At 66.4% G+C, this 21,303-nt stretch carries 20 protein-coding genes and 1 riboswitch; of the genes, 9 read left to right on the plus strand and 11 right to left on the minus strand.

What is annotated here, in order from left to right:
* Positions 1 to 224: 224 nt before the first annotated feature.
* Both C4E04_RS03855 and ampC read left to right on the plus strand, forming a co-directional pair.
* On the plus strand, positions 225 to 1,097 hold the full coding sequence (locus C4E04_RS03855; RefSeq protein ID WP_109595138.1) for a LysR substrate-binding domain-containing protein: 873 nt from the start codon (positions 225 to 227) through the stop codon (positions 1,095 to 1,097).
* Between the two features lie 109 nt (positions 1,098 to 1,206).
* Positions 1,207 to 2,391, plus strand: a complete 1,185-nt coding sequence (gene ampC / locus C4E04_RS03860; protein WP_371682050.1) for a class C beta-lactamase — start codon at positions 1,207 to 1,209, stop codon at positions 2,389 to 2,391.
* Positions 2,392 to 2,589: 198 nt separating this feature from the next.
* On the opposite strand, the gene C4E04_RS03865 is transcribed toward ampC, so the two are convergent.
* Positions 2,590 to 2,967 (minus strand): YraN family protein, encoded by a 378-nt coding sequence (locus tag C4E04_RS03865; RefSeq protein ID WP_109595142.1) that lies wholly within the window; start codon positions 2,965 to 2,967, stop codon positions 2,590 to 2,592.
* A complete protein-coding gene (gene rsmI / locus C4E04_RS03870) occupies positions 2,964 to 3,902 on the minus strand; it encodes a 16S rRNA (cytidine(1402)-2'-O)-methyltransferase (protein ID WP_109595145.1) in 939 nt (312 codons plus the stop codon). Before rsmI ends, C4E04_RS03865 begins: the two co-directional genes overlap by 4 nt.
* A 158-nt stretch (positions 3,903 to 4,060) precedes the next feature.
* On the opposite strand from rsmI, the gene C4E04_RS03875 reads away from it, so the two are divergent.
* On the plus strand, positions 4,061 to 5,371 hold the full coding sequence (locus tag C4E04_RS03875; protein ID WP_245416223.1) for a penicillin-binding protein activator: 1,311 nt from the start codon (positions 4,061 to 4,063) through the stop codon (positions 5,369 to 5,371).
* Positions 5,372 to 5,383: 12 nt separating this feature from the next.
* On the opposite strand, the gene C4E04_RS03880 is transcribed toward C4E04_RS03875, so the two are convergent.
* The 4 genes from C4E04_RS03880 to C4E04_RS03895 form a co-directional block, all read right to left on the minus strand.
* Positions 5,384 to 5,896: an OsmC family protein gene (locus C4E04_RS03880; RefSeq protein ID WP_109595147.1), complete on the minus strand. Its 513-nt coding sequence runs from the start codon at positions 5,894 to 5,896 to the stop codon at positions 5,384 to 5,386.
* A gap of 22 nt (positions 5,897 to 5,918) precedes the next feature.
* Positions 5,919 to 6,707 (minus strand): ABC transporter ATP-binding protein, encoded by a 789-nt coding sequence (locus C4E04_RS03885; protein ID WP_109595149.1) that lies wholly within the window; start codon positions 6,705 to 6,707, stop codon positions 5,919 to 5,921.
* Positions 6,707 to 7,459 (minus strand): ABC transporter permease, encoded by a 753-nt coding sequence (locus tag C4E04_RS03890; protein WP_245416287.1) that lies wholly within the window; start codon positions 7,457 to 7,459, stop codon positions 6,707 to 6,709. Before C4E04_RS03890 ends, C4E04_RS03885 begins: the two co-directional genes overlap by 1 nt.
* Before the next feature lie 138 nt (positions 7,460 to 7,597).
* The gene (locus C4E04_RS03895) at positions 7,598 to 8,557 is read right to left on the minus strand and encodes an aliphatic sulfonate ABC transporter substrate-binding protein (RefSeq protein WP_109595151.1); all 960 of its coding nucleotides are present in this window, start codon (positions 8,555 to 8,557) and stop codon (positions 7,598 to 7,600) included.
* A 32-nt stretch (positions 8,558 to 8,589) separates the two neighbouring features.
* Positions 8,590 to 8,667, minus strand: a riboswitch (SAM riboswitch).
* Positions 8,668 to 8,819: 152 nt separating this feature from the next.
* Here C4E04_RS03895 and C4E04_RS03900 point away from each other — a divergent pair.
* From C4E04_RS03900 to C4E04_RS03910, 3 genes are all read left to right on the plus strand, one after another.
* A complete protein-coding gene (locus C4E04_RS03900; RefSeq protein ID WP_109595153.1) occupies positions 8,820 to 11,570 on the plus strand; it encodes a [protein-PII] uridylyltransferase in 2,751 nt (916 codons plus the stop codon).
* Positions 11,571 to 11,634: 64 nt separating this feature from the next.
* Entirely contained in the window at positions 11,635 to 12,252 is a 618-nt protein-coding gene (grpE, locus tag C4E04_RS03905; RefSeq protein ID WP_109595155.1) for a nucleotide exchange factor GrpE, read from the plus strand.
* Positions 12,253 to 13,263: 1,011 nt separating this feature from the next.
* Positions 13,264 to 13,905: a trimeric intracellular cation channel family protein gene (locus C4E04_RS03910; RefSeq protein ID WP_245416224.1), complete on the plus strand. Its 642-nt coding sequence runs from the start codon at positions 13,264 to 13,266 to the stop codon at positions 13,903 to 13,905.
* On the opposite strand, the gene C4E04_RS03915 is transcribed toward C4E04_RS03910, so the two are convergent.
* From C4E04_RS03915 to C4E04_RS21290, 5 genes are all read right to left on the minus strand, one after another.
* Positions 13,906 to 14,841: a hypothetical protein gene (locus C4E04_RS03915; protein WP_109595157.1), complete on the minus strand. Its 936-nt coding sequence runs from the start codon at positions 14,839 to 14,841 to the stop codon at positions 13,906 to 13,908.
* Positions 14,842 to 14,929: 88 nt separating this feature from the next.
* The gene (locus C4E04_RS03920) at positions 14,930 to 15,433 is read right to left on the minus strand and encodes a hypothetical protein (protein WP_162559267.1); all 504 of its coding nucleotides are present in this window, start codon (positions 15,431 to 15,433) and stop codon (positions 14,930 to 14,932) included.
* Between the two features lie 148 nt (positions 15,434 to 15,581).
* Positions 15,582 to 16,208: an alpha-ketoglutarate-dependent dioxygenase AlkB gene (locus C4E04_RS03925; protein WP_109595161.1), complete on the minus strand. Its 627-nt coding sequence runs from the start codon at positions 16,206 to 16,208 to the stop codon at positions 15,582 to 15,584.
* A 63-nt stretch (positions 16,209 to 16,271) separates the two neighbouring features.
* Positions 16,272 to 16,601, minus strand: coding sequence for a multidrug efflux SMR transporter (locus C4E04_RS03930; protein WP_109595163.1), 330 nt, complete (start codon positions 16,599 to 16,601; stop codon positions 16,272 to 16,274).
* A 541-nt stretch (positions 16,602 to 17,142) separates the two neighbouring features.
* Complete coding sequence (locus C4E04_RS21290; RefSeq protein ID WP_245416225.1) at positions 17,143 to 17,904, minus strand: L,D-transpeptidase; 762 nt, start codon at positions 17,902 to 17,904, stop codon at positions 17,143 to 17,145.
* 225 nt (positions 17,905 to 18,129) lie between these two features.
* Between C4E04_RS21290 and C4E04_RS03940 the strand changes: the two genes are divergently transcribed.
* The 3 genes from C4E04_RS03940 (at position 18,130) to groL (ending at position 21,219) form a co-directional block, all read left to right on the plus strand.
* On the plus strand, positions 18,130 to 18,975 hold the full coding sequence (locus tag C4E04_RS03940) for a DMT family transporter (protein WP_109595165.1): 846 nt from the start codon (positions 18,130 to 18,132) through the stop codon (positions 18,973 to 18,975).
* Between the two features lie 249 nt (positions 18,976 to 19,224).
* Complete coding sequence (groES, locus tag C4E04_RS03945; RefSeq protein ID WP_109595167.1) at positions 19,225 to 19,515, plus strand: co-chaperone GroES; 291 nt, start codon at positions 19,225 to 19,227, stop codon at positions 19,513 to 19,515.
* Positions 19,516 to 19,572: 57 nt separating this feature from the next.
* Positions 19,573 to 21,219 (plus strand): chaperonin GroEL, encoded by a 1,647-nt coding sequence (groL, locus tag C4E04_RS03950; protein ID WP_109595169.1) that lies wholly within the window; start codon positions 19,573 to 19,575, stop codon positions 21,217 to 21,219.
* Positions 21,220 to 21,303 lie beyond the last annotated feature (84 nt).

Here is a 21,303-nt window from a genome sequence, read left to right on the forward strand (position 1 = left end):
TTGCCCGCGGCCCCGGCCTTCGGCATGAGCCCTCCTTCGCCGTCCCGGAGGGCGGCGTCCCAAGAATGGCTGGTGCCGATGCTGTGGCGGCGGTTTCAGTCCCGCTGGACGGGTCTTTCGAAGCTCCCGTCCGGCGGCGATGAGAGAACCCTACGCCCAGCCCTTGCATAAGTGAAACGAATGTTCATAATGATGAAAATAATGGATCATTATGGATGTGAGCCATGGCCCGCAATCTCGACATCAGCCTGCTGCGCGCCTTCGTGGCAGTTGCCGACACGGGCGGCATGACCGCCGCGAGCGGTGTCCTGAACCTCACCCAGGCGGCCGTGAGCCAGCAGATCAAGCGGCTGGAGGAGCAGATCGGCGAAGAGCTCTTCGCCCGAGACCGGCGCGGCATGAAGCTGACGGGAGCGGGCGAGCGCCTGTTCGGCCGGGCGAAGCGCCTGCTCGCCCTCAATGACGAGATCTGGACCGAGATGACCACGCCCGAATACGAGGGCCAGGTCCGGCTCGGCATACCAAGCGATATCATCACGACCTATCTCCCGACCTTCCTGAAGAATTTCGCCCGCTCCTATCCGCGGGTGCAGATCTCCCTGCAAAGCGGATCGAGCGCGAGGCTGCGCTCCGAGCTCCAGGCCGGCAGGGTCGACGTGGTGCTCGCCACGGAGCTGTCATGCGATCCCGAGGGCGAGAACCTCGTGATGGATCGCCTCGTCTGGGTGGGCGCGCGCGGCGGCGAGGCGGCCCGGCAGCGTCCGCTGCCGGTCTCCATCGGGTGTTCGGATTGTGCCTTCAGGGCACCGATCCGCGAGGCGCTGCAGCAGGTAGGCATCGAGTGGCGCTCGACCTCCGAGGTCACCAACACGTCCGCTCAAGTGGCGACGGTCGCGGCCGACATCGCCGTCATGGCCTGGATGGCCTCCACGGTGCCCGAGGGGCTGGAGGTATTGGGCCGCGATTCCGGCCTGCCTCCGCTGCCGCCCTTCACGGTCAATCTCTACCTGCCCCGGGACGGGGGCGATCACATCGTGCAGGAACTGGCAAGGCACATCCGCGATGCCGTGGCAGGCCCGCGCCGCATGGTGGCCTGAGCCCCGGATCTGGGATTGCAGTCTTACTCTCGCCGTATTGGGCCTGCCTTTTCGGAGGCTTGGCCGTTCCATGATTCCCGCCCGAACGAGAGAAGATCCATTGCCCCGCATTACAAAGGCCGGCAGGTCATTTGCCCTTGCCATCATCGCGTCGTGCCTGCTCCCCATCGCAAGCCGGGCCGCCGACGGTTCCGCTGAAATCTCCGCCGCCGTGGACCGCGCCTTCCGTCCGCTGATGAAGGAATACGATGTGCCCGGGATGGCCGTTGCCGTCACGGTCGGCGGCCAGCAGCATGTCTTCACTTTTGGCGTCGCCTCGAAGGAGAGCAGGGCGCCCGTGACGAAGGATACGCTCTTCGAGATCGGCTCCGTCAGCAAGACGTTCAACGCGACGCTCGCCGCCTATGCGCAGGCGCAGGGCCGGATGTCGCTGGACGATCATCCGGGACAATACATGCCGCCCCTGCGCGGCAGCGCCATCGACAAGGCGAGCCTGCTTCATCTCGCGACCTACACGGCGGGCGGCTTGCCGCTGCAGTTTCCCGGCAATGTCACGAATGACGCCGGGATGACGGCCTATTTTCAGAAATGGAAGCCGGCCGCCGCTCCGGGCGAACAGCGGCGATACTCCAATCCCAGCATCGGCCTTTTCGGGCATGTTGCCGGTCTGGCGATGGGAGGCGATTTCGCTGACCTTGCCGAGACCGAACTCTTCCCCAGACTCGGCCTTGGCCAGACCTACATCCGCGTGCCGCAGGCCAAGATGAAGGATTATGCCTGGGGCTACGACAAGGCCGGCAAGGCGATCCGGGTCAGCCCAGGCGTTTTCGACGCGGAGGCGTACGGCGTCAAATCCACGGCTGCCGACATGATCCGCTTCGTCGAGGCCAATATCCGGCCGGAGAACCTCGAACCGCCGATGCGGCGGGCCGTCGAGGGCACGCATGTCGGGTATTTCAGGATCGGCGGAATGGTGCAGGGGCTCGGCTGGGAGCAATATCCCTATCCGGTCACCCTGGATGGGCTCCTGGCCGGCAATTCCGCCAAGATGGCCTTGCAGGCCAACGCCGCGACACAGCTCACGCCGCCGCTGGTCCCCTCAGGGCCGACGCTGTTCAACAAGACCGGCTCGACGAACGGGTTTGGGGCCTATGTGGCCTTCGTGCCGGAGAAGAAGATCGGCATCGTGATGCTGGCGAACAGGAGCATCCCCATGCCGGCACGCATCATGGCGGCCCATGCGGTGCTCGAGCAGCTGTCCGCCCTGAGTGGTCAAAATCGGGCGCAGCCGTAACGGAGCGCCTCGGCCGCCGCCGCTCGCATGAGCAAGCCGGCGCTAAAGCATCGGACCCAAAAGTGGATTTGCACTTTTGGGACCCATCCGGTGCTTTCTCCTTGAGTAAGAGCATCGCTGACGCGACCCGAAGGGCCGCGTCAGCGAATAACCGGGTCCACTTTTCGCTGCCGCGGCCCTCCGGGTCCGCACGATGCTCTAGGTGATCTCCAGCTCGAATGCGGACACGATGTGCTGCGGCCAGCGGCGCGGCGCGATGAAAACGGCGTCGGCCCGCCAGATCCGGTCCGCGGCCCAGGGATGGCGTGCGAGCCATGCACGGGCCGCGCGGGAGAAGCGTCGGCGCTTGGTGGCCGAGATGGCCGACAGCGCATCGTCCATCACGCCGCGCGCCTTCACCTCGATGAACGCAATGGTGCCGCCACGCGACATGACGAGATCGATCTCGCCCCCGGCAGCCGAGAAGCGGCGTGCGAGCGGACGATAGCCCTTAGCGATGAGGAAGAGCATTGCGATCCACTCGGCGCGCTGGCCGCGCAGGAACGTTGCGCGTCGCCGCTCGAGGGCCGTCCTCATGTGTTCCTTTTGGCGAGTTCGAGGGCGCGGGCATAGACCTCGCGCTTCGGCAGGCCGAGTTCCGCCGCGACGAGCGCGGTCGCGTCCTTGATGGAGTGATGTTCCAGCGCCGCCGTGAGCCTGCCGTCGAGGGCGGCATCGGCTTCGGCCGCGTGCATTTCCTTCGAGGCCTCGCCGATCAGCACCACTATCTCGCCTTTCGGCGGGCCCTCCTCGGCGAATTGCGCCGCGAGCTCCGGCAGGGTGCCGCGCCGGATGGTCTCGAACATCTTGGTGAGCTCGCGCGCTACCACCGCCTGCCGCTCCCCGAGAACGGCGGCCGCATCGGCCAGCATCTCGGGCAGGCGGTGCGGGCCCTCGAAGAGCATCAGCGTGCCAGGGATCGCCGCGAGTTCAGCGAGCCGCGCGCGCCGTGCCGCGCTTTTCGGCGGCAGGAAGCCCTCGAAGAAGAAACGGTCGGTGGGCAGGCCCGAAGCCACGAGTGCGGTCAGCACCGCAGACGGTCCCGGAATGGGCGTGACCGGCAGGCCTTCCTCGATGGCCGCCTGGACGAGCTTGTAGCCGGGGTCCGAGACGAGCGGCGTGCCGGCATCCGACACCAGGGCCAGGGCCTGGCCCTCCCGAATGCGGTGGACCATCCGCTCGCGCACCGCCTCGTTGGAATGCTCGTGATAGGCCACGAGCGGCGTCGTGATGCCGTAATGGGCGAGGAGCGTCTTGGTGACCCGCGTGTCCTCCGCGAGGATCGCGTCGGCCGCCGCGAGCACGCTCAGGGCCCGGAAGGACACGTCCCTCAGGTTGCCGATGGGCGTGGCGACCACGTAAAGGCCGGGCGCAAGGGGCTCGGCTTCGGCCGCGAGGCCGAAGGCCGTGAAGGTGGCGACCCGTGCACCGGGCTCACGCCGCCGGGTCCTGTTGTCGATTCTCTGCGTCATTGTCCGTCACTGTCGCACGAAGGCCGGGTCGAGCGGAAGCCGCCCGAGACGGGCGCCAGGCCTGGCTTGGATACAATGTTTACCATTTCGTGCGAGCCTTGGGCTGATCTGTCCGTTTCCGCGCATGCGGAAGGAGCAGGGAAGGGATGGGGGAAAGGATGACGGACTTTGCTTCCATAACGGCCGGAGCATCGCGGGTGTCCCGGCGCATGAACGCGCGTGCCGCAACGGCACTGACGCTCGCTGCGACCATGATGCTCGCCGGATGCGTCGGTTCGGGCAGCATGACCCCGCCACGCCGGAGCGCGAAATCCTCCCCTCCGTCGCAACCCGTCTTCGATGCGGACCTTCCGGTGACCGGCGCCACGGGCGGACTCGGCGCTCCCGCCGGTGCGCCGGCCGCAGCCCCCAGCGGCGAGACCATCGGCAACGGTTCCGTGCGCGTGGCGCTGCTCCTCCCGCTCTCCGGCGCCGGCCAGGGGGCCGTGGCGGCGCAGAGCATGCGCAACGCGGCGGAACTCGCCGTGACCGAGATCCAGAGCGCGCCCATCACGGTCCTCGTGAAGGACGACCGCGGCACTCCCGAAGGCGCGCGCGAGGCGGCGAGCCAGGCCATTGCCGAGGGGGCCGAGCTGATCATCGGCCCGCTCTTCGCAAGCTCCGTGCAGGCGGCCTCTCAGGTGGCGCGGCAGTCGGGCCGTCCCCTGGTCGCCTTCTCGACCGATACCAGCGTGGCATCGCGCGGCGTCTACCTCCTGAGCTTCCTCGTCCAGGAGGAGGTGGACCGGGTCGTGTCCTTTGCGGCCTCTCAAGGCCGCCGCTCCGTCGCGGCGCTCATCCCGCAATCGACCTATGGCAGCGTGGCCGAGGCGCAGTTCCGCGAAGCGGCGGCGCGGCAGGGCATGCGGGTCGTGGCGGTCGAGCATTATCCGCCGGGGCAGCCGCAGGCGGCGGTGCAGCGCATCGCTCCCCTCATCGGCGGAATGGCGCCCCAGGCCGATACGCTGTTCGTGCCTGATGGCGGCGATGGTTTGCCGGCGGTCGCCTTGGCGCTGCAATCCACGAGCTTCAATCCGCAGCGCGTGAAGCCCATTGGTACCGGCCTGTGGAACGAGGCGCGGGTCTTCGGCCTGCCGGCCTTCCAGGGCGGCTGGTTCTCGGCGCCCGACAATCGCGGCTTCGAGGCCTTTGCGGCCCGCTACCGGGCCCGCTTCAGCACCGACCCGATCCGGCTCGCCACCTTGTCCTACGATGCCGTGACGCTCGCCGCGACCCTGACGCAGGTCCAGGGCTCGCAGCGCTTCACGGAAGGCGTCCTCACCAATCCGTCCGGGTTTGCAGGCGCCGACGGCGTGTTCCGGTTCAATCCGGACGGCACGAATGGCCGGGCGCTCGCCGTGCAGGAGATCCGTGGCGGTGCAGCCGCCATGGTCAGCGCGCCGCCACGGTCTCTCGTGGCGACGAACTGACGATTGCATGGATCAGGCGCGGCGCGTTGCGGTCGCGCTCAGCTCCGGCCGGTTGTTCAGGGTCTGGAACACCACGCAATAGCGCTCCGTCAGCTTGAGGAGCTGGTCCAGCTTGTCCTGCGGCGCATCCGTATCGAGGTCGAAACTCAGGCGGATCGCCGTGAAGCCGACGGGCGCGGTCTTGTCAACCCCCAGCGTGCCGCGGAAGTCGAGATCGCCCTCGGCCTTCACGGTGCCGTGGCGCAGGTCGATCTCGAGGGCCGTCGCGACGGCCTTCAGGGTCACGCCCGCGCAGGCGACGAGCGCCTCGAGGAGCATGTCGCCGGAGCACAGCTCGGCGCCTGAGCCGCCGGTGGCCGGGTGCAGGCCCGCCACCGCGAGCGCCCGCCCGGTCTCGACCTTGCAGGCGATGTGCTGGTCGTCGAGGGTGCCCTGCGCCTTCAGGGTGATGGTGGCCGCCTCCGGTGTTTCCCGATAGCGGTCCTTCAGGGGCGCCTGCAGGGCGCGCAGTTGCGTCGAGTCCATGGAGCGGGTCCTTATCTTAGGCTCACCACCAGAGCGCGGCCGCCTCGCGGTCGCGTTCCCGCTGCGGCGAGCGGCGCGCGGGGTCGAGGGATTCGTCGAGCGCCGCCAGCACACGCCGGGCGGCCGCCTCGAAGGACGGCGCCGCCCTGTCGCGTGGACGGGAGAGTGCCAGCGGCAGCTCGTCGAAAATCCGTCCAGGCTTGGGTTGCATGACAATGGCCCGGTCCGCAAGTGCCACGGCTTCGTGGACGTCATGAGTCACCAGGAGGATTGTCGGGCGGGTCTCCCCCCAAAGGCTGAGCAGATGCTCGTGCAGGCTCGCGCGCGTGAAGGCGTCGAGGGCCGAGAACGGCTCGTCGAGAAGCAGCACCTTCGGATGCGTGACGAAGGCCCTGGCGATGGCGACGCGCTGCTGCTGCCCGCCGGAGAGGTCACGCGGCCAGCGCTGCGCATGTTCGCGAAGGCCGATCCTTTCAAGCGCATGGGAGACGCGGGCCCTGCGCTCCGCGGCGTTCAGATACGTGAGCCCGAACGCGATGTTGTCGGAGACCGTGAGCCAGGGCAGCAGGCGCGGTTCCTGGAACACGATCCCGACCGCCGGATGCGGCTCCCGGATGGATTCGCCGTCGAGGCCGATGGCCCCAGTGCTCGCCCGGTCGAGGCCGGCCACGAGGCGCAGCAGGGTGGTCTTGCCGCAGCCCGAGCCGCCGATCAGCGCGACGATCTCGCCCTTGCGGACCGAAAGGTTGATGTCCGAAAGGGCCTGGGTTCCGTCCGCATAGGTCTTGGAAAGGTGTTCGAGTTTGAGCATCACAGGCGCTCCCGCGCGACGTCCTGCCAGCGCACGAGGGGGCGCGTGAGAAGCACGATCAGGCTATCGGCCGCCTTGCCGAGAAGCGCGAACGCGATGATCGCCGCCAGGATCTGATCGGGCTTGCCCATCTGCTGCCCGTCGATCAGCAGGTAGCCGAGGCCCTCCGACGCACCCATGAACTCCGCCGCGACCACGAACATGAAGCCGAGGCCGAGCCCGGACCGGAGGGCGATGACCGCCTCCGGCAGGATCGCCGGCAGCAGGATGCGCCGGGCGAGGCCGATCCGCGACAGGCGGAAGACTCGCCCCACCTCCACGAGCTTTCGGTCGACCGACAGGATCGCACCGGCGATGCCGAGATAGACCGGGAAGAAGACGCCCACGGCGATCAGGGCCACCTTCGAGGCCTCGAAGATTCCGAGCCAGAGGATGAAGAGCGGCACCCAGGCGATGGACGGGATGGCCCGCAGGGCCTGGAGCGTGGGATCGAAGAGACGGCGTAAGGATTCGCTGGAGCCTGAGATGGCACCGAAGACGATGCCGGCCGCCGCTCCGATCGCGAAGCCGGCGAGGATCCGCCACAGGGTCACGGCGACATGGACCCACAATTCACCGGTCTGCGCGAGGCCCCACAGGGTCGCCAGGATCCGGCTCGGCGGGGGAACGAGGCGGCCCTGGGCAAGGCCCGCCTGAACGGCACCCTCCCAGAGGAGGGCCGCAAGAACGGGAAGGAAAAGGCCGAGAAGCACGCGCCCGTTAAAGGCGCGCCGCTTCCCGGCGAGGCGAGAAGCCGCGAGAGCGGCGGCTTCCTGTGGGGAGGACCAGCCTTGGCTCGCAGAGTGGATCGTGCCTTGGCCTGTCACGGCGCTCTCCCGTGATGAAGAGTGTTAGCGGGACGCGGTGGCGAAGCGGCGATCGACGAGGCTGTCGACGGCGGCGCGCACATCCGTGTCGGCTGGAATGACGCCCGCCTGCTGGAGGGCAAGGCCTGCGGCCAGGATCGTGTCGATCTGCGGCTGGCCGATGGCCGAGTGGGTCAGCTCCGTGCGCTCGAGCTGGCGCGTGATTACCGGATCGGGCAGCTTGGTGTAGGTCGCGAGGGACTTCTTGAGCTCTTCCGGATTGGCGAGCGCATAGGCGCGGGCCTCCTCGTAGGCCTTGAGGACCCGGGTCACGAGGGCGGGGTTCTCCTTCGCGAAGGCCTCGCTGACGTTGAGCACGCCCCAGGTATTGGCCGCCGCGTTGCGGTAGAAGAGCTTTGCGCCGCTTTCGATCTCGGCGGCGGCCATCAGAGGATCGAGCCCGGCCCAGGCATCCACGTCGCCACGCTCCAGGGCCGTGCGCCCGTCCGGATGCTGCAGCAGCACGAGCTTCACGTCCTTCTCGGTCAGCTTGGCCTCCTGAAGGGCGCGCACCAGGAAGATGTGCGGATCGGTGCCGCGGGTGACGGCGACCCGCTTGCCCTTCAGGTCCTCGACCTTGGCGATGGGGCTGTCCTTGGCCGTGACAAGGGCCGTCCATTCGGGGCGGGAATAGACATAGATCGACTTGATCGGGTTGCCGTTGATCCGGCCGATCAGCGCCGCGGCGCCGGCCGTGGAACCGAAATCGATGGAGCCGGCATTGAGGAATTCGAGGGCCTTGTTGGAGCCGAGCGTCTGCACCCAGCGCACGCCGATGCCGTCCTTCGCCAATTCCTTCTCCAGGAAGCCCTTGTCCTTCAGGACGAGGCTGACCGGGTTGTAGGTGGCGTAGTCGATGCGGATTTCCTTCGGCTGCGCGAAGGCTGCCGAGGTCAGGCCCGTGGCGAAGGCGGCGGCAAGGAAGAGACGACGGGACAGGCTCATGACGGTGCTCCTGGTTCGGCGCAGGAGCGTCCTTTTGGGGCCACCCGGCGCTTTAGCTGCATTTGTTTCGCGCCCGCAAGCTGCATGCTCAAATCGGCGCGTGTCCTTTTTGTAGGACCGAATCGTTCCTTATGTCAAACGTAGGTTCATAAAAAGAACAGGACTCCCTGCCATCACGCTGACCCCACAGGTCCCCGTTTCTCGAAGGCCATGGGCGAAAGCCGGCCGGGATGGTAAGCGAAAGGACCGAACAGGGTTTGCCATGGCCGCCTCCAGTGTCGAGACCGTTCTGACCCGCCTGGGCGACAGGCCGCTGCGCGATGCGGCAGAGCTGCGGGCGCGTCTTGTCCCCGAACTTAAGAGCCTTCTCGACGAGACGCGGGCGGCCGCGGAGGCGCGCCTTCTGGAGAAGGGGGACGGGCTCGCCTGCGCCCGCTTCCTGTCGGGCCGGATGGACGAGGTGATCCGCATCGTGCACGAGGCGGTGGTCCGCCATCTCTACCCTGCCGACAACCCTTCCATGGCCGAGCGTCTCGCGGTGGTCGCGACGGGCGGATACGGGCGCGGGACCCTGGCACCGGGCTCGGACGTCGATCTCCTGTTTCTCCTTCCCTACAAGAAGACCGCCTGGAGCGAGAGCGTCGTCGAGGCGATGCTCTACGTGCTCTGGGACCTCAGGCTGAAGGTCGGCCACGCCACCAGGTCGGTCGAGGAATGCCTGCGCGAGGGCGCAGCCGACATGACGATCCGCACCTCACTCCTTGACGCGCGGTTCCTGCTCGGCGACAGGAGCCTCTACGACGATCTCGTCACCCGCTTCGACCGGGAGATCGTCGCATCCTCGGCGGCCGAATTCGTCGACGCCAAGCTGAAGGAGCGGGATGCGCGCGTCGCGAAGGCAGGCGCATCGCGCTATCTCGTCGAGCCGAACGTGAAGGACGGCAAGGGAGGGCTGCGCGACCTCAACACGCTCTTCTGGATCGCCAAATACGTCTACCGGGTGCGCGAGCCGGAGGAGCTCGTGAAGGCCGGGCTCTTCACGCCGGAGGAGTTCAAGCTCTTCGCGCGCTGCGAGGAGTTTCTGTGGCGCGTGCGCTGTCACCTGCATTTCCTGACGGGCCGCGCGGAGGAGCGCCTGACCTTTGACCTGCAGCGCGTCATCGCGGAGCGCATCGGCTTCACGGGGCGTGGCGGGCTCTCGGGCGTCGAGCGCTTCATGAAAGCATATTTCCGCATTGCCAAAGATGTGGGCGACCTCACGGCCATCGTCTGCGCGGAGCTCGAAGCGCGCCAGACGAAGAAGCGCCCCGTCCTCGACCGCATGCTTGGACGCTTCCGTCGCCGGCGCGGCGGCGCGCTCGAAAACGACGCCTTCTTCATTGACAACAACCGGATCAACCTGCGTGGCGAGGATGCGTTCGAGCGCGATCCAGTGAACCTCATCCGCCTGTTCTGGCTCGCTGACCGGCATAACCTGCCGATCCATCCGGATGCCACGCGCCTTGCCACGCGCTCGCGCTCGCTGATCGGTCCGACCCTGCGCAACGATCCGGAGGCGAACCGCCTCTTCGTCGACATCCTCACGTCGCGCAATGCCCCGGAGGTGGTGCTGCGGCTGATGAACGAGGCAGGAGTGCTGGGGCGCTTCATCCCGGATTTCGGCCGCATCGTCGCGATGATGCAATTCAACATGTATCATCACTATACGGTAGACGAGCATCTGATCCGCTCCATCGGCGTCCTCACCGAGATCGAGAGCGGCGCCGGCAGTGCCGACCACCCGCTCGCGACGCAGATCGTCGGCACCATCCACAACAGGCGCGCGCTCTATGTGGCGGTGTTCCTGCACGACATCGCCAAGGGGCGGCCGGAGGACCATTCGACGGCGGGCGCTGCCATTGCGCGCAAGCTCGGCCCGCGCTTCGGTCTGACCGGGTCGGAGACGAATACGGTCGCGTGGCTCGTCGAGCATCACCTGCTCGCCTCAAACACCGCGCAGAGCCGCGACCTGTCGGACCCCGCCACCATCAAGGGCTTTGCCGACACGGTGCAGACCATGGAGCGCCTGAAGCTGCTCCACGTTCTCACCATTGCGGACATCAAGGCGGTGGGGCCCGGCGTGTGGAACGGGTGGAAGGGCCAACTTCTGCGCAACCTCTATATCGAGACCGAAGTCATGCTCGGCGGGGGTGCCGCCGATCTCGCCCGCTCGGATCGCATCCGCCTCGCGCAGGAGCAGCTGCGGGCCGCTTTGCCCGATTGGACGCAGGAGGAATTCGACGCCTATGCGGCCCGCCATGCGCCGGCCTATTGGCTCAAGACCGACGAGACGCGGCGCGAGAAACAGGCGCATTTCGTCAGGGCCGCGGATCGGGGAGGGCGCAGTGTCGCGACCGCTTACGAGACGGACAGTTTCCGCGGCGTGACCGAGTTCACCATCCTGTCTCCCGACCACCCGCGCCTGCTCGCCATCGTCACAGGCGCCTGTGCGGCGGCGGGCGGCAACATCGTGGATGCGCAGATCTTCACCACCACGGACGGCATGGCTCTCGACACCATCGTGCTTTCGCGCGCATTCGACCGGGACGAGGACGAGCTGCGCCGGGCCGAGCGGGTTGCCGTCTCCATCGAGCGCGCCCTGAAAGGCGAGGTGAAGATCGCCGATCTCGTAGCCGGCAAGCGCCCGGCCAAGGAGCGGGCGCGCACATTCCAACTCGCGCCGGAAGTCTCCATCGACAATTCCCTGTCGAGCCGTCAGACCGTGATCGAGGTGTCGGGCCTCGACCGGCCGGGCCTGCTCTACGATCTCACCACGGCGCTGGGCAAGCTCAACCTCAACATCGCGTCGGCCCATATCGTAACCTTCGGCGAAAAGGCCGTGGACGTATTCTACGTAACGGACCTCACGGGGACCAAGGTCACCCATGCGGGCCGCCAGGCCTCCATCCGGCGGGCCCTGCTCGAAGCCTTCAAGGCGGACGAAACGGAACCGGCCCATCGCCGCAGTGCTTGATTTGTCGGCCCCGGGACCTGATATGTGGCCCGACAACCCATTCTTCCCACTCAGTAGATCGACGATGAAGCCGCACGATACGGAAAACCAGAATACGACGCCGCAGACCGAGCCGAACGGCCAGGCCGCCAGCGACGCCGCTCCTCAGGAAACCGCCGATCCGGTGGCCGTTCTCGAGGCCGAAAAGGCCGAGCTGAAGGATAAGATGCTGCGCCTGATGGCCGATATGGAGAACCTGCGCCGGCGCACCGAGCGCGAGATCTCCGATGCCCGGGCCTATGGGGTGACCAATTTTGCCCGGGACATGCTGAACGTGGCCGACAATGTGCGCCGGGCCATCGAGAGCGTTCCCGAGGACGCGCGCAAGGCCGCCGAGGGTCTTTTCAAGGGCCTGATCGAGGGCATCGACCTTACCGAGCGTGACCTGCTCAACACCCTGGAGCGTCACGGGGTCAAGAAGCTCGACCCGCAGGGGCAGAAGTTCGATCCGAACCTGCACCAGGCCATGTTCGAGGTTCCTAATCCCGACGTCCCCGCCGGCACGGTCGTCCAGGTGGTCCAGTCCGGCTACGTGATCGGCGACCGGGTCCTGCGCCCCGCCCTCGTGGGCGTGGCCAAGGGCGGCCCGAAAGCAGCCGGCAACGGCGCCCAGGAAGCCGACAACCCCTCGACAGCGTCTTAAGGCGAACGTGTCATTCCGGGGCGGCATAGGCGAGCCTGGAATGACACGGGTAGCGCTTCTCCCTCTCCCGTGTGGGAGAGGGTTGGGGTGAGGAAGGGACCTCTCCGGAGAAGGCGTGACCCTCACCCGGACCTTCGGTCCGACCTCTCCCACACGGGAGCGGTGAGGGGGAGCGCTAACCTGCTCTCCTCCCCGTAGGTCTAGCGAGTTCGCGGGAGGCGCTATGCGGCCCTCTCCCCCCTTGTGGCGGAGAGTTGGAGAGGGGGGTGTGAGCGCCAGCCTGGATTCAGTTTTGCGCCGACACCCCCACCCTGGCCCTCCCCACAAGGGGGAGGGAAACAGGGCGCAGCACGTCGCTATCGTGCGCAACCTCTCCGCCGCGCATCTCCCTCTCCCATGGGGAGAGGGGCAGGGGTGAGGGGCGTGCCCTCTCCGGAGACGCCGCAACCTTCACCCGGGAGAGGTAAAAGGCGGCGCCGTTTGTTCTTCTTTCGTTCTTGACAGGTCGATCAAGCTAAGCTATATCCTTTCACATCTGCTCCCGCCGAGGGGCGCGCTCGCGAGGCGTCGCCGAATGCGGGGAGCGGAACGGTCCTGTGGTCCCACCCGACGCAAGGTGGGGCGCAGGTGGCCCCGGCAGAGCCGGAGGTCCGGGCTGGCCCGGCGCCGCGTGCGGTTCTCACCGCAAGGCCGCGTCCGGGCAGTACGTGGACCTCTCGCGGCCGGTCCGCCGAAACAAACCGTGCGCGCTGACGCTTCGGCTCACCGCATTATCCCTCATCCCCTCAGAGCCGGAGCGATCCTCTCGTCCCCCTCGATCCTGCATTCTCCTCCGGGCCTCACCGCCCGGAGGACGCAGCGGCATGCCTTTTCGACCCATCTTGCCACCACTGCAATTTCGGAAGAGAGGGTCCGCGGGACCGGCCGGTTCCACGGTCGCTCGGGGTGGGCTAAACTTGGCTTTGCCGCATTGCCCGCGGCGACAGAACTCTCGATCGAAAGCGCATTCCCGTGGGCCCCATCGGCAGCATTCCCTATGAGACCATCGGCGTGGCCGTCTTCGCCCTCACGGGGGCCCTGGTGGCGGCGCGCAAGGGCATGGATCCCTTCGGCTTCGCCCTCCTGGCCATCGTCACGGGTGTGGGCGGCGGGACCTTGCGGGATCTGCTGATCGGGACACGGCCGGTCTTCTGGGTGGGCGATCCGAGCGACGTGCTCGTCTGCATCGTGGTCGCCGGGGCCGTCTTCCTTCTCGGACCGGCCAGGGTCGCGGCCCTCGACGGCGGGCGGCGGGGGCGTATGCTCCTGTGGGCCGACGCCCTGGGCCTTGCGCTGTTCGCCGTCGTCGGGACCAACCGGGCCCTGATGGCGGGCGTTCCGCCTCTCTCGGCGGTCGCGCTCGGCACGGTCACGGCGACGTTCGGCGGCATCACCCGGGACATCCTGGCCGGTACGACTCCGCTTGTCCTGCGCAAGGAGATCTATGTCACGGCGGCGGCCCTGGGCGCGGCCGTCATGGTCGGCCTGCGTACCCTCGGGCTCGAGGCCATTGCGCCCGTGGCGGGCTTCGGGGCGGCGTTCAGCCTGCGAACACTCGCGATCCTGCGCGGCTGGTCCCTGCCGGTCTTTCCGAAGCGGGATGGGGAGGCCTGATCAGAAGGCCGTCTCCACTCCGTCAATCACCTTGCGGAAACGCGGCAAAAAGGCCTGGCGGTCCGCCACGCGGGCCATGCCGACCATCCGCACATAGCGGCCATTGTCGAAGCGGATCGTCTGCATGACGACGACCGGCTCTCCGGAGGCCGCCTCCTTGGCCTTGGCGACGATCTCGTGCCAGTCCTGCCCCTGGAGCCTGAAGGATTCCGAGCGCTCGATCGCGACCTCCTTCAGGATTTCGTTGGAATTGAGCGCCGCCTGGGCAAACTGGTCCCGCCGATCCGCCGGAAGCGCCATGGGGGCCTGGGACGCGGCCAGGATGAGGATCGGCTGTTCCACGGCCTTGATGGTGTCCTTGGGACCGTCCGTGAAGAGCACCGAATTCCCGGCGATGACCCGCACTGGCCGGAAGCCTGCCGGGTCGCGGATGCGGAACGGCAGGGCCCCGATCTGCTCCTCCAGGGAGACCGGGCCGCGCAGGGCCACGCTCTTCAGGGCTGCCCGGACCTCGGCTTCGCTGTACCCGTCATTGCCGCCCTCCACCTGGGCGACGAGGAGGGCAGTCAGATCCGCTCCCTTCAAGGCCAGCACCCATTTGCGGCCCTTGACCGGGCCCGTCATGGCGCCGGAGATCAGGAGCCCGCTCCGGCCGTCGATCTTCAAGGTCTCCCGCGACGTGACATCCAGCCCCTGCCGCCGCAGGGATTCCTTGGTCATCCCGGCCACCAGCTGCTCATAGGCCTGGGATGGCAGCTCCGTGATGGTGATGGCGGCGGCCTTCTGCGGGTTCTCGAAACCCGTGAAACGCCGGGAGGGCACCATGTCCTCGAGCGGCACAAGCCCGACCCGCGAGGCGGGCGGGTAGACCGGCTCGGCGGCCAGGGCGGCCTGAAGGGACAGGAGGAGACCAAGAGCGGCGACGGCGATTTTCATGGCCAGGAAGCTTCCGGAGGCGATGTCATGAGGTTTCCTCCTATGAATAGCCGCTGGAGGATTGGAGGCAAGCGCCCTCAGGGGCGGCTCACGGTCGCCCGGAAATGCTCCGGACGAAGGAGCGCAGGCGGGGCATGATCTCGTCCTGCCGGCTCTCCGGCGCGGTCATCACCACGCTCAGGGGCGTGCCGCCCGAAAGGAGGACCGTCACCGTGCGGATCGTTCCCAGCCCCGATCCGGCGGCCTTGCCCCGGGCCATAGCCTCGTAGCGAAGGGTGTCGTCCACCTGGATGGAGCCCAGTCTCTCCACGACGGCATCCGTCAGCTCGGGATCGTTGAGGGCGAACTGGCGCAGGATCTGGTCCCGCTGCACGTTCGGGACCACGGATAGGCTGCGGAATTGGGGTGAGGGCGAGAGGGTGATCGTGGCCCGCCCGCCGGCTCCGGCATCCGAGCCCTCATCCGTGAAGGATGCGCTCTCGCCCGCCACCCGCACCGGACGGAAGCCCGCGCGGTCACGGACCCGATAGGGCAGGGCGGCCATCTCGGCCTCGATGTCAGGGGCGGCGCGGGCCGCGGAGTCCTGCCGCATGGCCAGCGCATCCGTGGCTCCCTGGTCGGGTTTCACACTGGATGGCTGTGCATCGGCCGGGGCCGAGAGGGCAACGACCGGAAGAAGCAGGATGGCGGCAGTCCTGGGAAAGAAGGGGTTCATGATACGAAATTTACGATATTGCGTATCATAAGCTAATGCTGGGCACGACCTTTCTCAAGGTGAGATTCAGTCGACCTCCTTGGGGCAAAAGGTCAGAGGTCGCTGCAATCAGGCGGTCGACGCCGTGATGGATCAGCCGCGCCGGTCCGCCGAATACGATGGCGTCCCCGGATCGCAGCCGGACCGAGCGGGTCGGATCCTTCCGGTCGAGGCCGCCATAGCGGAACAAAGCCGTGTCCCCGAGGGACAGGGATACCACCGGCGCCGCGAGCTCTGCCTCGTCCTTGTCCTGGTGCATCCCCATCCGGGCCGCTGGCTCGTAGAAATTGATGAGGCAGGCATCCGGCGGATGCGGATAGCCGCTGAGCTCCTCCCAGGCCCGCAGCACCATAGGCGGCATCGGAGGCCAGGGCGCTCGGGTCTCCGGATGGGTCGGCTGGTAGCGGTAACCCCGCTCGTCCGAGACCCAGCCGAGGTGACCGCAATTGGTCATGCGCACGGAAAACGGCTTTCCCGTACGCGGCATGCGCGGAGCGTAGAGCGGCGCCGCACGGACGACGTCGCGCACGGCCTGGAGCAGCGCCTCCTGCGCGGGGCGGTCGAGGTAGTCAGGATAATAAGTCAGGCCGGGAGCAAGGGTGATGGCGTTCATGTGGGCTCCATCGCGTAGTGACGCCGATCGTTCCCGTCATCGAGGTGACTGGTCCTTGTCGCCTCAATGGCCGACCGTACGGGAGAACAGGTTGATCACCAGCACGCCCGCCAGGATCAGCGCAATCCCAAAAAGCGCGGGCAGGTCGAGGGTCTGGCGGAAGGCGATCCAGCCGACCGCTGCGATCAGCACGATCCCGATGCCCGACCACAGGGCATAGGCAATGCCGACTGGCATGGCCCGCAGGGTGAGTGAGAGACAGAAGAATGCCAAGCCGTAGCCGGCGACCACGATCACAGAGGGCCAGAGGCGTGTGAAACCCTCCGAGGCCTTCAGGGCAGAAGTCGCCACGACCTCGCTGACGATGGCGATGAACAGGTAGAGATAGGTCATGGGGCCTCGGTACACTGAAGGAACGTGCCGTCGGTCATACCCTGGATCGTGGGATTTTCGGAAGCGGCGAGGCTATCGCTTCCTTGCGCAAGACAACGCCGCCGCACGGGTGTTTTGGGAAAAGAGGCACGCTCCCGTGAGCAAGATTTCCCTCGAACATGCCCCTTCGAGATATATCTCGATGAAGGGCGCTTGTATTCCGCCTGGACGTTCAGATCATTTCTGTGAGGAGGCCGGATGATATCATGAATAGAATAAGTTAATAGGGCTTCATGCTTGCCAATACAGCCTATTTAAGTAGCTATATATTTATATGGTATTTTGCGAGATGGCTTGAGTGCGGAAATTTTGTTGATGGATCATTTATCTTTTGTTCCCTGTTCGATCTGGATAAATGTGTAACATTATCCGAAATGGGTAGCGAGTTGGCTGTTCCTCGTGAACGAAACGGGAATATGGCCCGTTCGGCCCGCTTGCCGGGCCGCAGACAGCAAAAAGGCCGGGCTCGAACCGCCCGGCCTCTTCATGTGGTCCCGCCGACTCAGATCACGATCACGGGCGCGCCCACCGGCACCCGGTTGTAGAGATCGATCACGTCCTTGTTCAGCATGCGGATGCAGCCGGAAGACACCGCCTGGCCGATGGTGTGCGGCTCATTCGTGCCGTGGATGCGATAGAGGGAGGAGCCGAGATAGAGCGCGCGGGCACCAAGGGGGTTGTCGGGCCCGCCCTCCATGTGGCGCGGCAGGTCTGGGCGGCGCTTCAGCATGTCGGACGGCGGACGCCAGTCGGGCCATTCGCGCTTCATGCTCACCGTCTTGCGGCCCGCCCATTCGAAGCCCGGGCGCCCGACACCGATTCCATAGCGAAGGGCGCGGCCCCCGGATTGGACCAGATAGAGATACCGGTTGGGCGTATCGATGATGATGGTCCCGGGCTTTTCCCGGCCGTTATAGGCGACGACCTGGCGCTCGTATTGCGGCTTGATCGCATAATCGAGCGCTCCTCCGATCTCGGCCCCGTACTCCGATTCGTCCGGCAGGGCGGCGCTGGCGCCGTAGGCGTAGCCGGTCAACGGGTCGGCTCCCCGATAGACCTGGCCGCGGGGAACAGGGCGCGTCACGCTCGGATAGGTCTCCCGATAGCCATCCTGGGGATAGCCTGGCGGGTAGCTGTATCCAGGCACCGCCAGCACGTTGCCGTAGACGTCGCGCGGGGCAGCGTAATAGCCGACCGGCTGAGCGAAGGCGGAAGACGAGGCGAAGAGGAAGAGGAGGGCGGTCGAAGGAAGCAGAGAACGCATCGAGGCATCCTGTCGTTTCAAGCTTTGACATTCACCCGGAATAACGACAAGCGCGGCGATTGTTTCCGGGATCATGGCAGGAAGGAGGGCACGGGTCCCGATTCCTTGCTGATTTTTGTCGATACACGAAAACCGCAGGTGATAAAGCCTTCCGACTGCGGTATGAGCCGGCCCTGGCCTGCGGCGGCACCATCCCGGACGCCCTTTTTCAGCGGTCGAGACAACATGCAGTTCGGTCCCGCCTTGCGGGCTGCCGCGGGAATCGCGGTCCTGTCCATCATGGATGCGGTCATCAAAGCGATGGCCGCCCATTACCCTATTTTCCAGATCGCGTTCCTGCGCTTTGCCTGCGGAACTCTCGTGGCCACCGGCGTGGTGGCGGTCATGCGTCCCGGCTGGCCCTCCCGGGAGACCGTAAAGGCCAACCTGTTGCGCTCCGTGGCGGCAGTCATCACGGCTCTGAGCTTCTTCTACGCCCTGGGGCAGCTGCCGCTCGCCGAGACGCTGGTGCTGTCCTTCCTGTCGCCCATGTTCATCGCGCTCTTCGGCGTCCTGCTCCTGCACGAAAGGGTGGACAGCCGGATCGTCCTTGCCATCGCGGTCGGCTTCGGGGGCACGCTCATCGTGGTCTTTGGCCAGACGGAGGGCGCGCACGCGGCGCGCTCCTGGTCCGGCGTCGCGGCGGCGCTCATGTCCGCCGTCACCTATGCGTTCAGCCTCGTCCTCCTGCGCCAGCGGGCCCAGCGGGACAAGTTCATACACATCGTCTTCTTTCAGACTACGGGGCCGGGGGTGCTGGTCGCCCCCCTGGCGCTCTGGGTCTGGCAACCCGTGGAATGGGCGCATATGGGCTGGTTCATGCTCATGGGCATGCTCGGGGTCCTCGGCCATATCCTCATGGCGACCGCCTATGCCAAGGCCGAGGCGGCCCGCCTTGCGCCCCTGGAATACACGGCCCTGATCTGGGCGGCTGCCATCGGCTATGGGGTCTTCAGCGAAATTCCGACCTGGGCGACCCTCGGCGGCGGGACCCTCATCGTGCTGGCGGCTCTCCTCACGTCGCGCCGCTAGATTGTTGCCGGATAAAGGAAATTGCGCCGTTCGGGCGAAACCGTCATGCGAGGGGAACGAGGTGGCGACACTTGGCCGGCACCTGCTCCGAGGGCGGATATTCACGATATCCGTTCGGGCGTCTTGACTCCTCCGCGGCCTCTCCTTATCTCGCGAGCGATGTTGGCACTCGATCCTTGACAGTGCTAACAGCCGAAAGACAAGGACGTGGCCATTGGGGGCTACGCTAACAGTCGAAGAGGAAGTTCCATGAAGTTCCGTCCGTTGCACGACCGCGTCGTCGTCCGCCGCCTCGAGAGCGAAGAGAAGACGAAGGGCGGCATCATCATCCCCGATACCGCCAAGGAAAAGCCCCAGGAGGGCGAGGTCGTCGCCGTCGGGCCCGGCGCCCGTGACGAGAGCGGCAAGGTGGTTGCCCTCGACGTGAAGGCTGGCGATCGCGTGCTGTTCGGCAAGTGGTCCGGCACCGAGGTGCGTATCGACGGTCAGGATCTCCTGATCATGAAAGAATCCGACATCATGGGCGTCGTCGCAGGCTAATCGCCGCGTCCGGCCCTTCCCCATCCGTTTTATCCAAGTCAACTGGAGGCTTAGCCCATGGCTGCCAAAGACGTAAAGTTTTCCTCCGACGCACGTGAGAAGATGCTGCGCGGCGTCGACATCCTCGCCGATGCCGTGAAGGTCACCCTCGGTCCGAAGGGCCGCAACGTGGTGATCGAGAAGTCCTTCGGCGCTCCGCGCATCACGAAGGACGGCGTCACTGTCGCCAAGGAAATCGAGCTTGCCGACAAGTTCGAGAACATGGGCGCCCAGATGGTCCGTGAGGTCGCCTCGAAGACCAACGACATCGCCGGCGACGGCACCACGACGGCGACCGTTCTCGCCCAGGCCATCGTCCGCGAAGGCGCCAAGGCTGTTGCGGCCGGCATGAACCCGATGGACCTCAAGCGCGGCATCGACCTCGCTACCTCCGAGGCCGTGAAGGACATCCAGGCCCGCGCCAAGAAGGTCGCTTCGTCCGATGAGGTTGCCCAGGTCGGCACGATTTCGGCCAACGGCGACAAGGACATCGGCGAGATGATCGCCCATGCCATGCAGAAGGTCGGCAACGAGGGCGTGATCACGGTCGAGGAAGCCAAGACCGCCGAGACCGAGCTCGATGTCGTGGAAGGCATGCAGTTCGACCGCGGCTACCTCTCGCCGTACTTCATCACGAACGCCGAGAAGATGGTGGCCGAGCTCGAGGATCCCTACATCCTCATCCACGAGAAGAAGCTCTCCTCGCTGCAGTCCATGCTGCCGATCCTCGAGGCCGTGGTGCAGACCGGCAAGCCGCTGCTCATCATCGCCGAGGACGTCGAGGGCGAGGCGCTCGCCACCCTCGTGGTCAACAAGCTGCGTGGCGGCCTGAAGATCGCCGCCGTGAAGGCTCCGGGCTTCGGTGATCGCCGCAAGGCCATGCTCGAAGACATCGCGATCCTGACCGCCGGTCAGACGATCTCCGAAGACCTCGGCATCAAGCTCGAGAACGTGACCCTCGACATGCTGGGCCGCGCCAAGCGCATCCGCATTGAGAAGGAAAACACCACGATCATCGACGGCGCCGGTTCCAAGCAGGACATCGAGGCCCGCGTCGGTCAGATCAAGGCGCAGATCGAGGAGACCACCTCGGACTACGACCGTGAGAAGCTCCAGGAGCGTCTCGCGAAGCTCGCAGGCGGCGTCGCGGTGATCCGCGTCGGCGGCGCGACCGAAGTCGAGGTGAAGGAGAAGAAGGACCGCGTGGACGACGCCCTCAACGCCACCCGCGCGGCAGTCGAGGAAGGCATCGTCCCGGGCGGCGGCACGGCTCTGCTGCGCGCCAAGGCCGCGGTCGCGAAGCTCTCCAGCGATAACGCCGACGTGAAGGCGGGCATCAAGATCGTCCTGCGCGCCCTTGAGGCGCCGATCCGCCAGATCGCCGAGAACGCCGGCGTGGAAGGCTCGATCGTTGTCGGCAAGATCAACGACAACACGAAGTCGGATACGTTCGGCTTCAACGCCCAGACGGAAGAGTTCGTCGACATGCTCCAGGCCGGTATCGTCGATCCGGCGAAGGTCGTGCGCACGGCTCTGCAGGACGCGGCCTCGGTCGCCGGCCTGCTCGTCACGACCGAAGCCATGGTCGCCGAGGCTCCCAAGCGCGAATCCGCTCCGGCCATGCCGGGCGGCGGCATGGGCGGCATGGGCGGCATGGACTTCTAAGAAGTCCTCGCTGAACAGCGCTGACTATAAGAAGGCCCCGGAGGAAACTCCGGGGCCTTCTCATTGGAGAGACATATTGCAAAC

It is taken from the genome of Microvirga sp. 17 mud 1-3 (genome assembly GCF_003151255.1).
Taxonomy (GTDB): Bacteria; Pseudomonadota; Alphaproteobacteria; order Rhizobiales; family Beijerinckiaceae; genus Microvirga.

Bases quoted from the DNA above. Each gene is read 5' to 3' on its own strand.
- C4E04_RS03855 (WP_109595138.1), top strand. From the start codon at position 225: ATGGCCCGCAATCTCGACATCAGCCTGCTGCGCGCCTTCGTGGCAGTT.
- C4E04_RS03865 (WP_109595142.1), bottom strand. From the start codon at position 2,967: ATGAGGACGGCCCTCGAGCGGCGACGCGCAACGTTCCTGCGCGGCCAG.
- rsmI (WP_109595145.1), bottom strand. From the start codon at position 3,902: ATGACGCAGAGAATCGACAACAGGACCCGGCGGCGTGAGCCCGGTGCA.
- C4E04_RS03875 (WP_245416223.1), top strand. From the start codon at position 4,061: ATGACGGACTTTGCTTCCATAACGGCCGGAGCATCGCGGGTGTCCCGG.
- C4E04_RS03880 (WP_109595147.1), bottom strand. From the start codon at position 5,896: ATGGACTCGACGCAACTGCGCGCCCTGCAGGCGCCCCTGAAGGACCGC.
- C4E04_RS03885 (WP_109595149.1), bottom strand. From the start codon at position 6,707: ATGCTCAAACTCGAACACCTTTCCAAGACCTATGCGGACGGAACCCAG.
- C4E04_RS03895 (WP_109595151.1), bottom strand. From the start codon at position 8,557: ATGAGCCTGTCCCGTCGTCTCTTCCTTGCCGCCGCCTTCGCCACGGGC.
- C4E04_RS03900 (WP_109595153.1), top strand. From the start codon at position 8,820: ATGGCCGCCTCCAGTGTCGAGACCGTTCTGACCCGCCTGGGCGACAGG.
- grpE (WP_109595155.1), top strand. From the start codon at position 11,635: ATGAAGCCGCACGATACGGAAAACCAGAATACGACGCCGCAGACCGAG.
- C4E04_RS03915 (WP_109595157.1), bottom strand. From the start codon at position 14,841: ATGAAAATCGCCGTCGCCGCTCTTGGTCTCCTCCTGTCCCTTCAGGCC.
- C4E04_RS03920 (WP_162559267.1), bottom strand. From the start codon at position 15,433: ATGCGGCAGGACTCCGCGGCCCGCGCCGCCCCTGACATCGAGGCCGAG.
- C4E04_RS03925 (WP_109595161.1), bottom strand. From the start codon at position 16,208: ATGAACGCCATCACCCTTGCTCCCGGCCTGACTTATTATCCTGACTAC.
- C4E04_RS03930 (WP_109595163.1), bottom strand. From the start codon at position 16,601: ATGACCTATCTCTACCTGTTCATCGCCATCGTCAGCGAGGTCGTGGCG.
- C4E04_RS21290 (WP_245416225.1), bottom strand. From the start codon at position 17,904: ATGCGTTCTCTGCTTCCTTCGACCGCCCTCCTCTTCCTCTTCGCCTCG.
- C4E04_RS03940 (WP_109595165.1), top strand. From the start codon at position 18,130: ATGCAGTTCGGTCCCGCCTTGCGGGCTGCCGCGGGAATCGCGGTCCTG.
- groES (WP_109595167.1), top strand. From the start codon at position 19,225: ATGAAGTTCCGTCCGTTGCACGACCGCGTCGTCGTCCGCCGCCTCGAG.
- groL (WP_109595169.1), top strand. From the start codon at position 19,573: ATGGCTGCCAAAGACGTAAAGTTTTCCTCCGACGCACGTGAGAAGATG.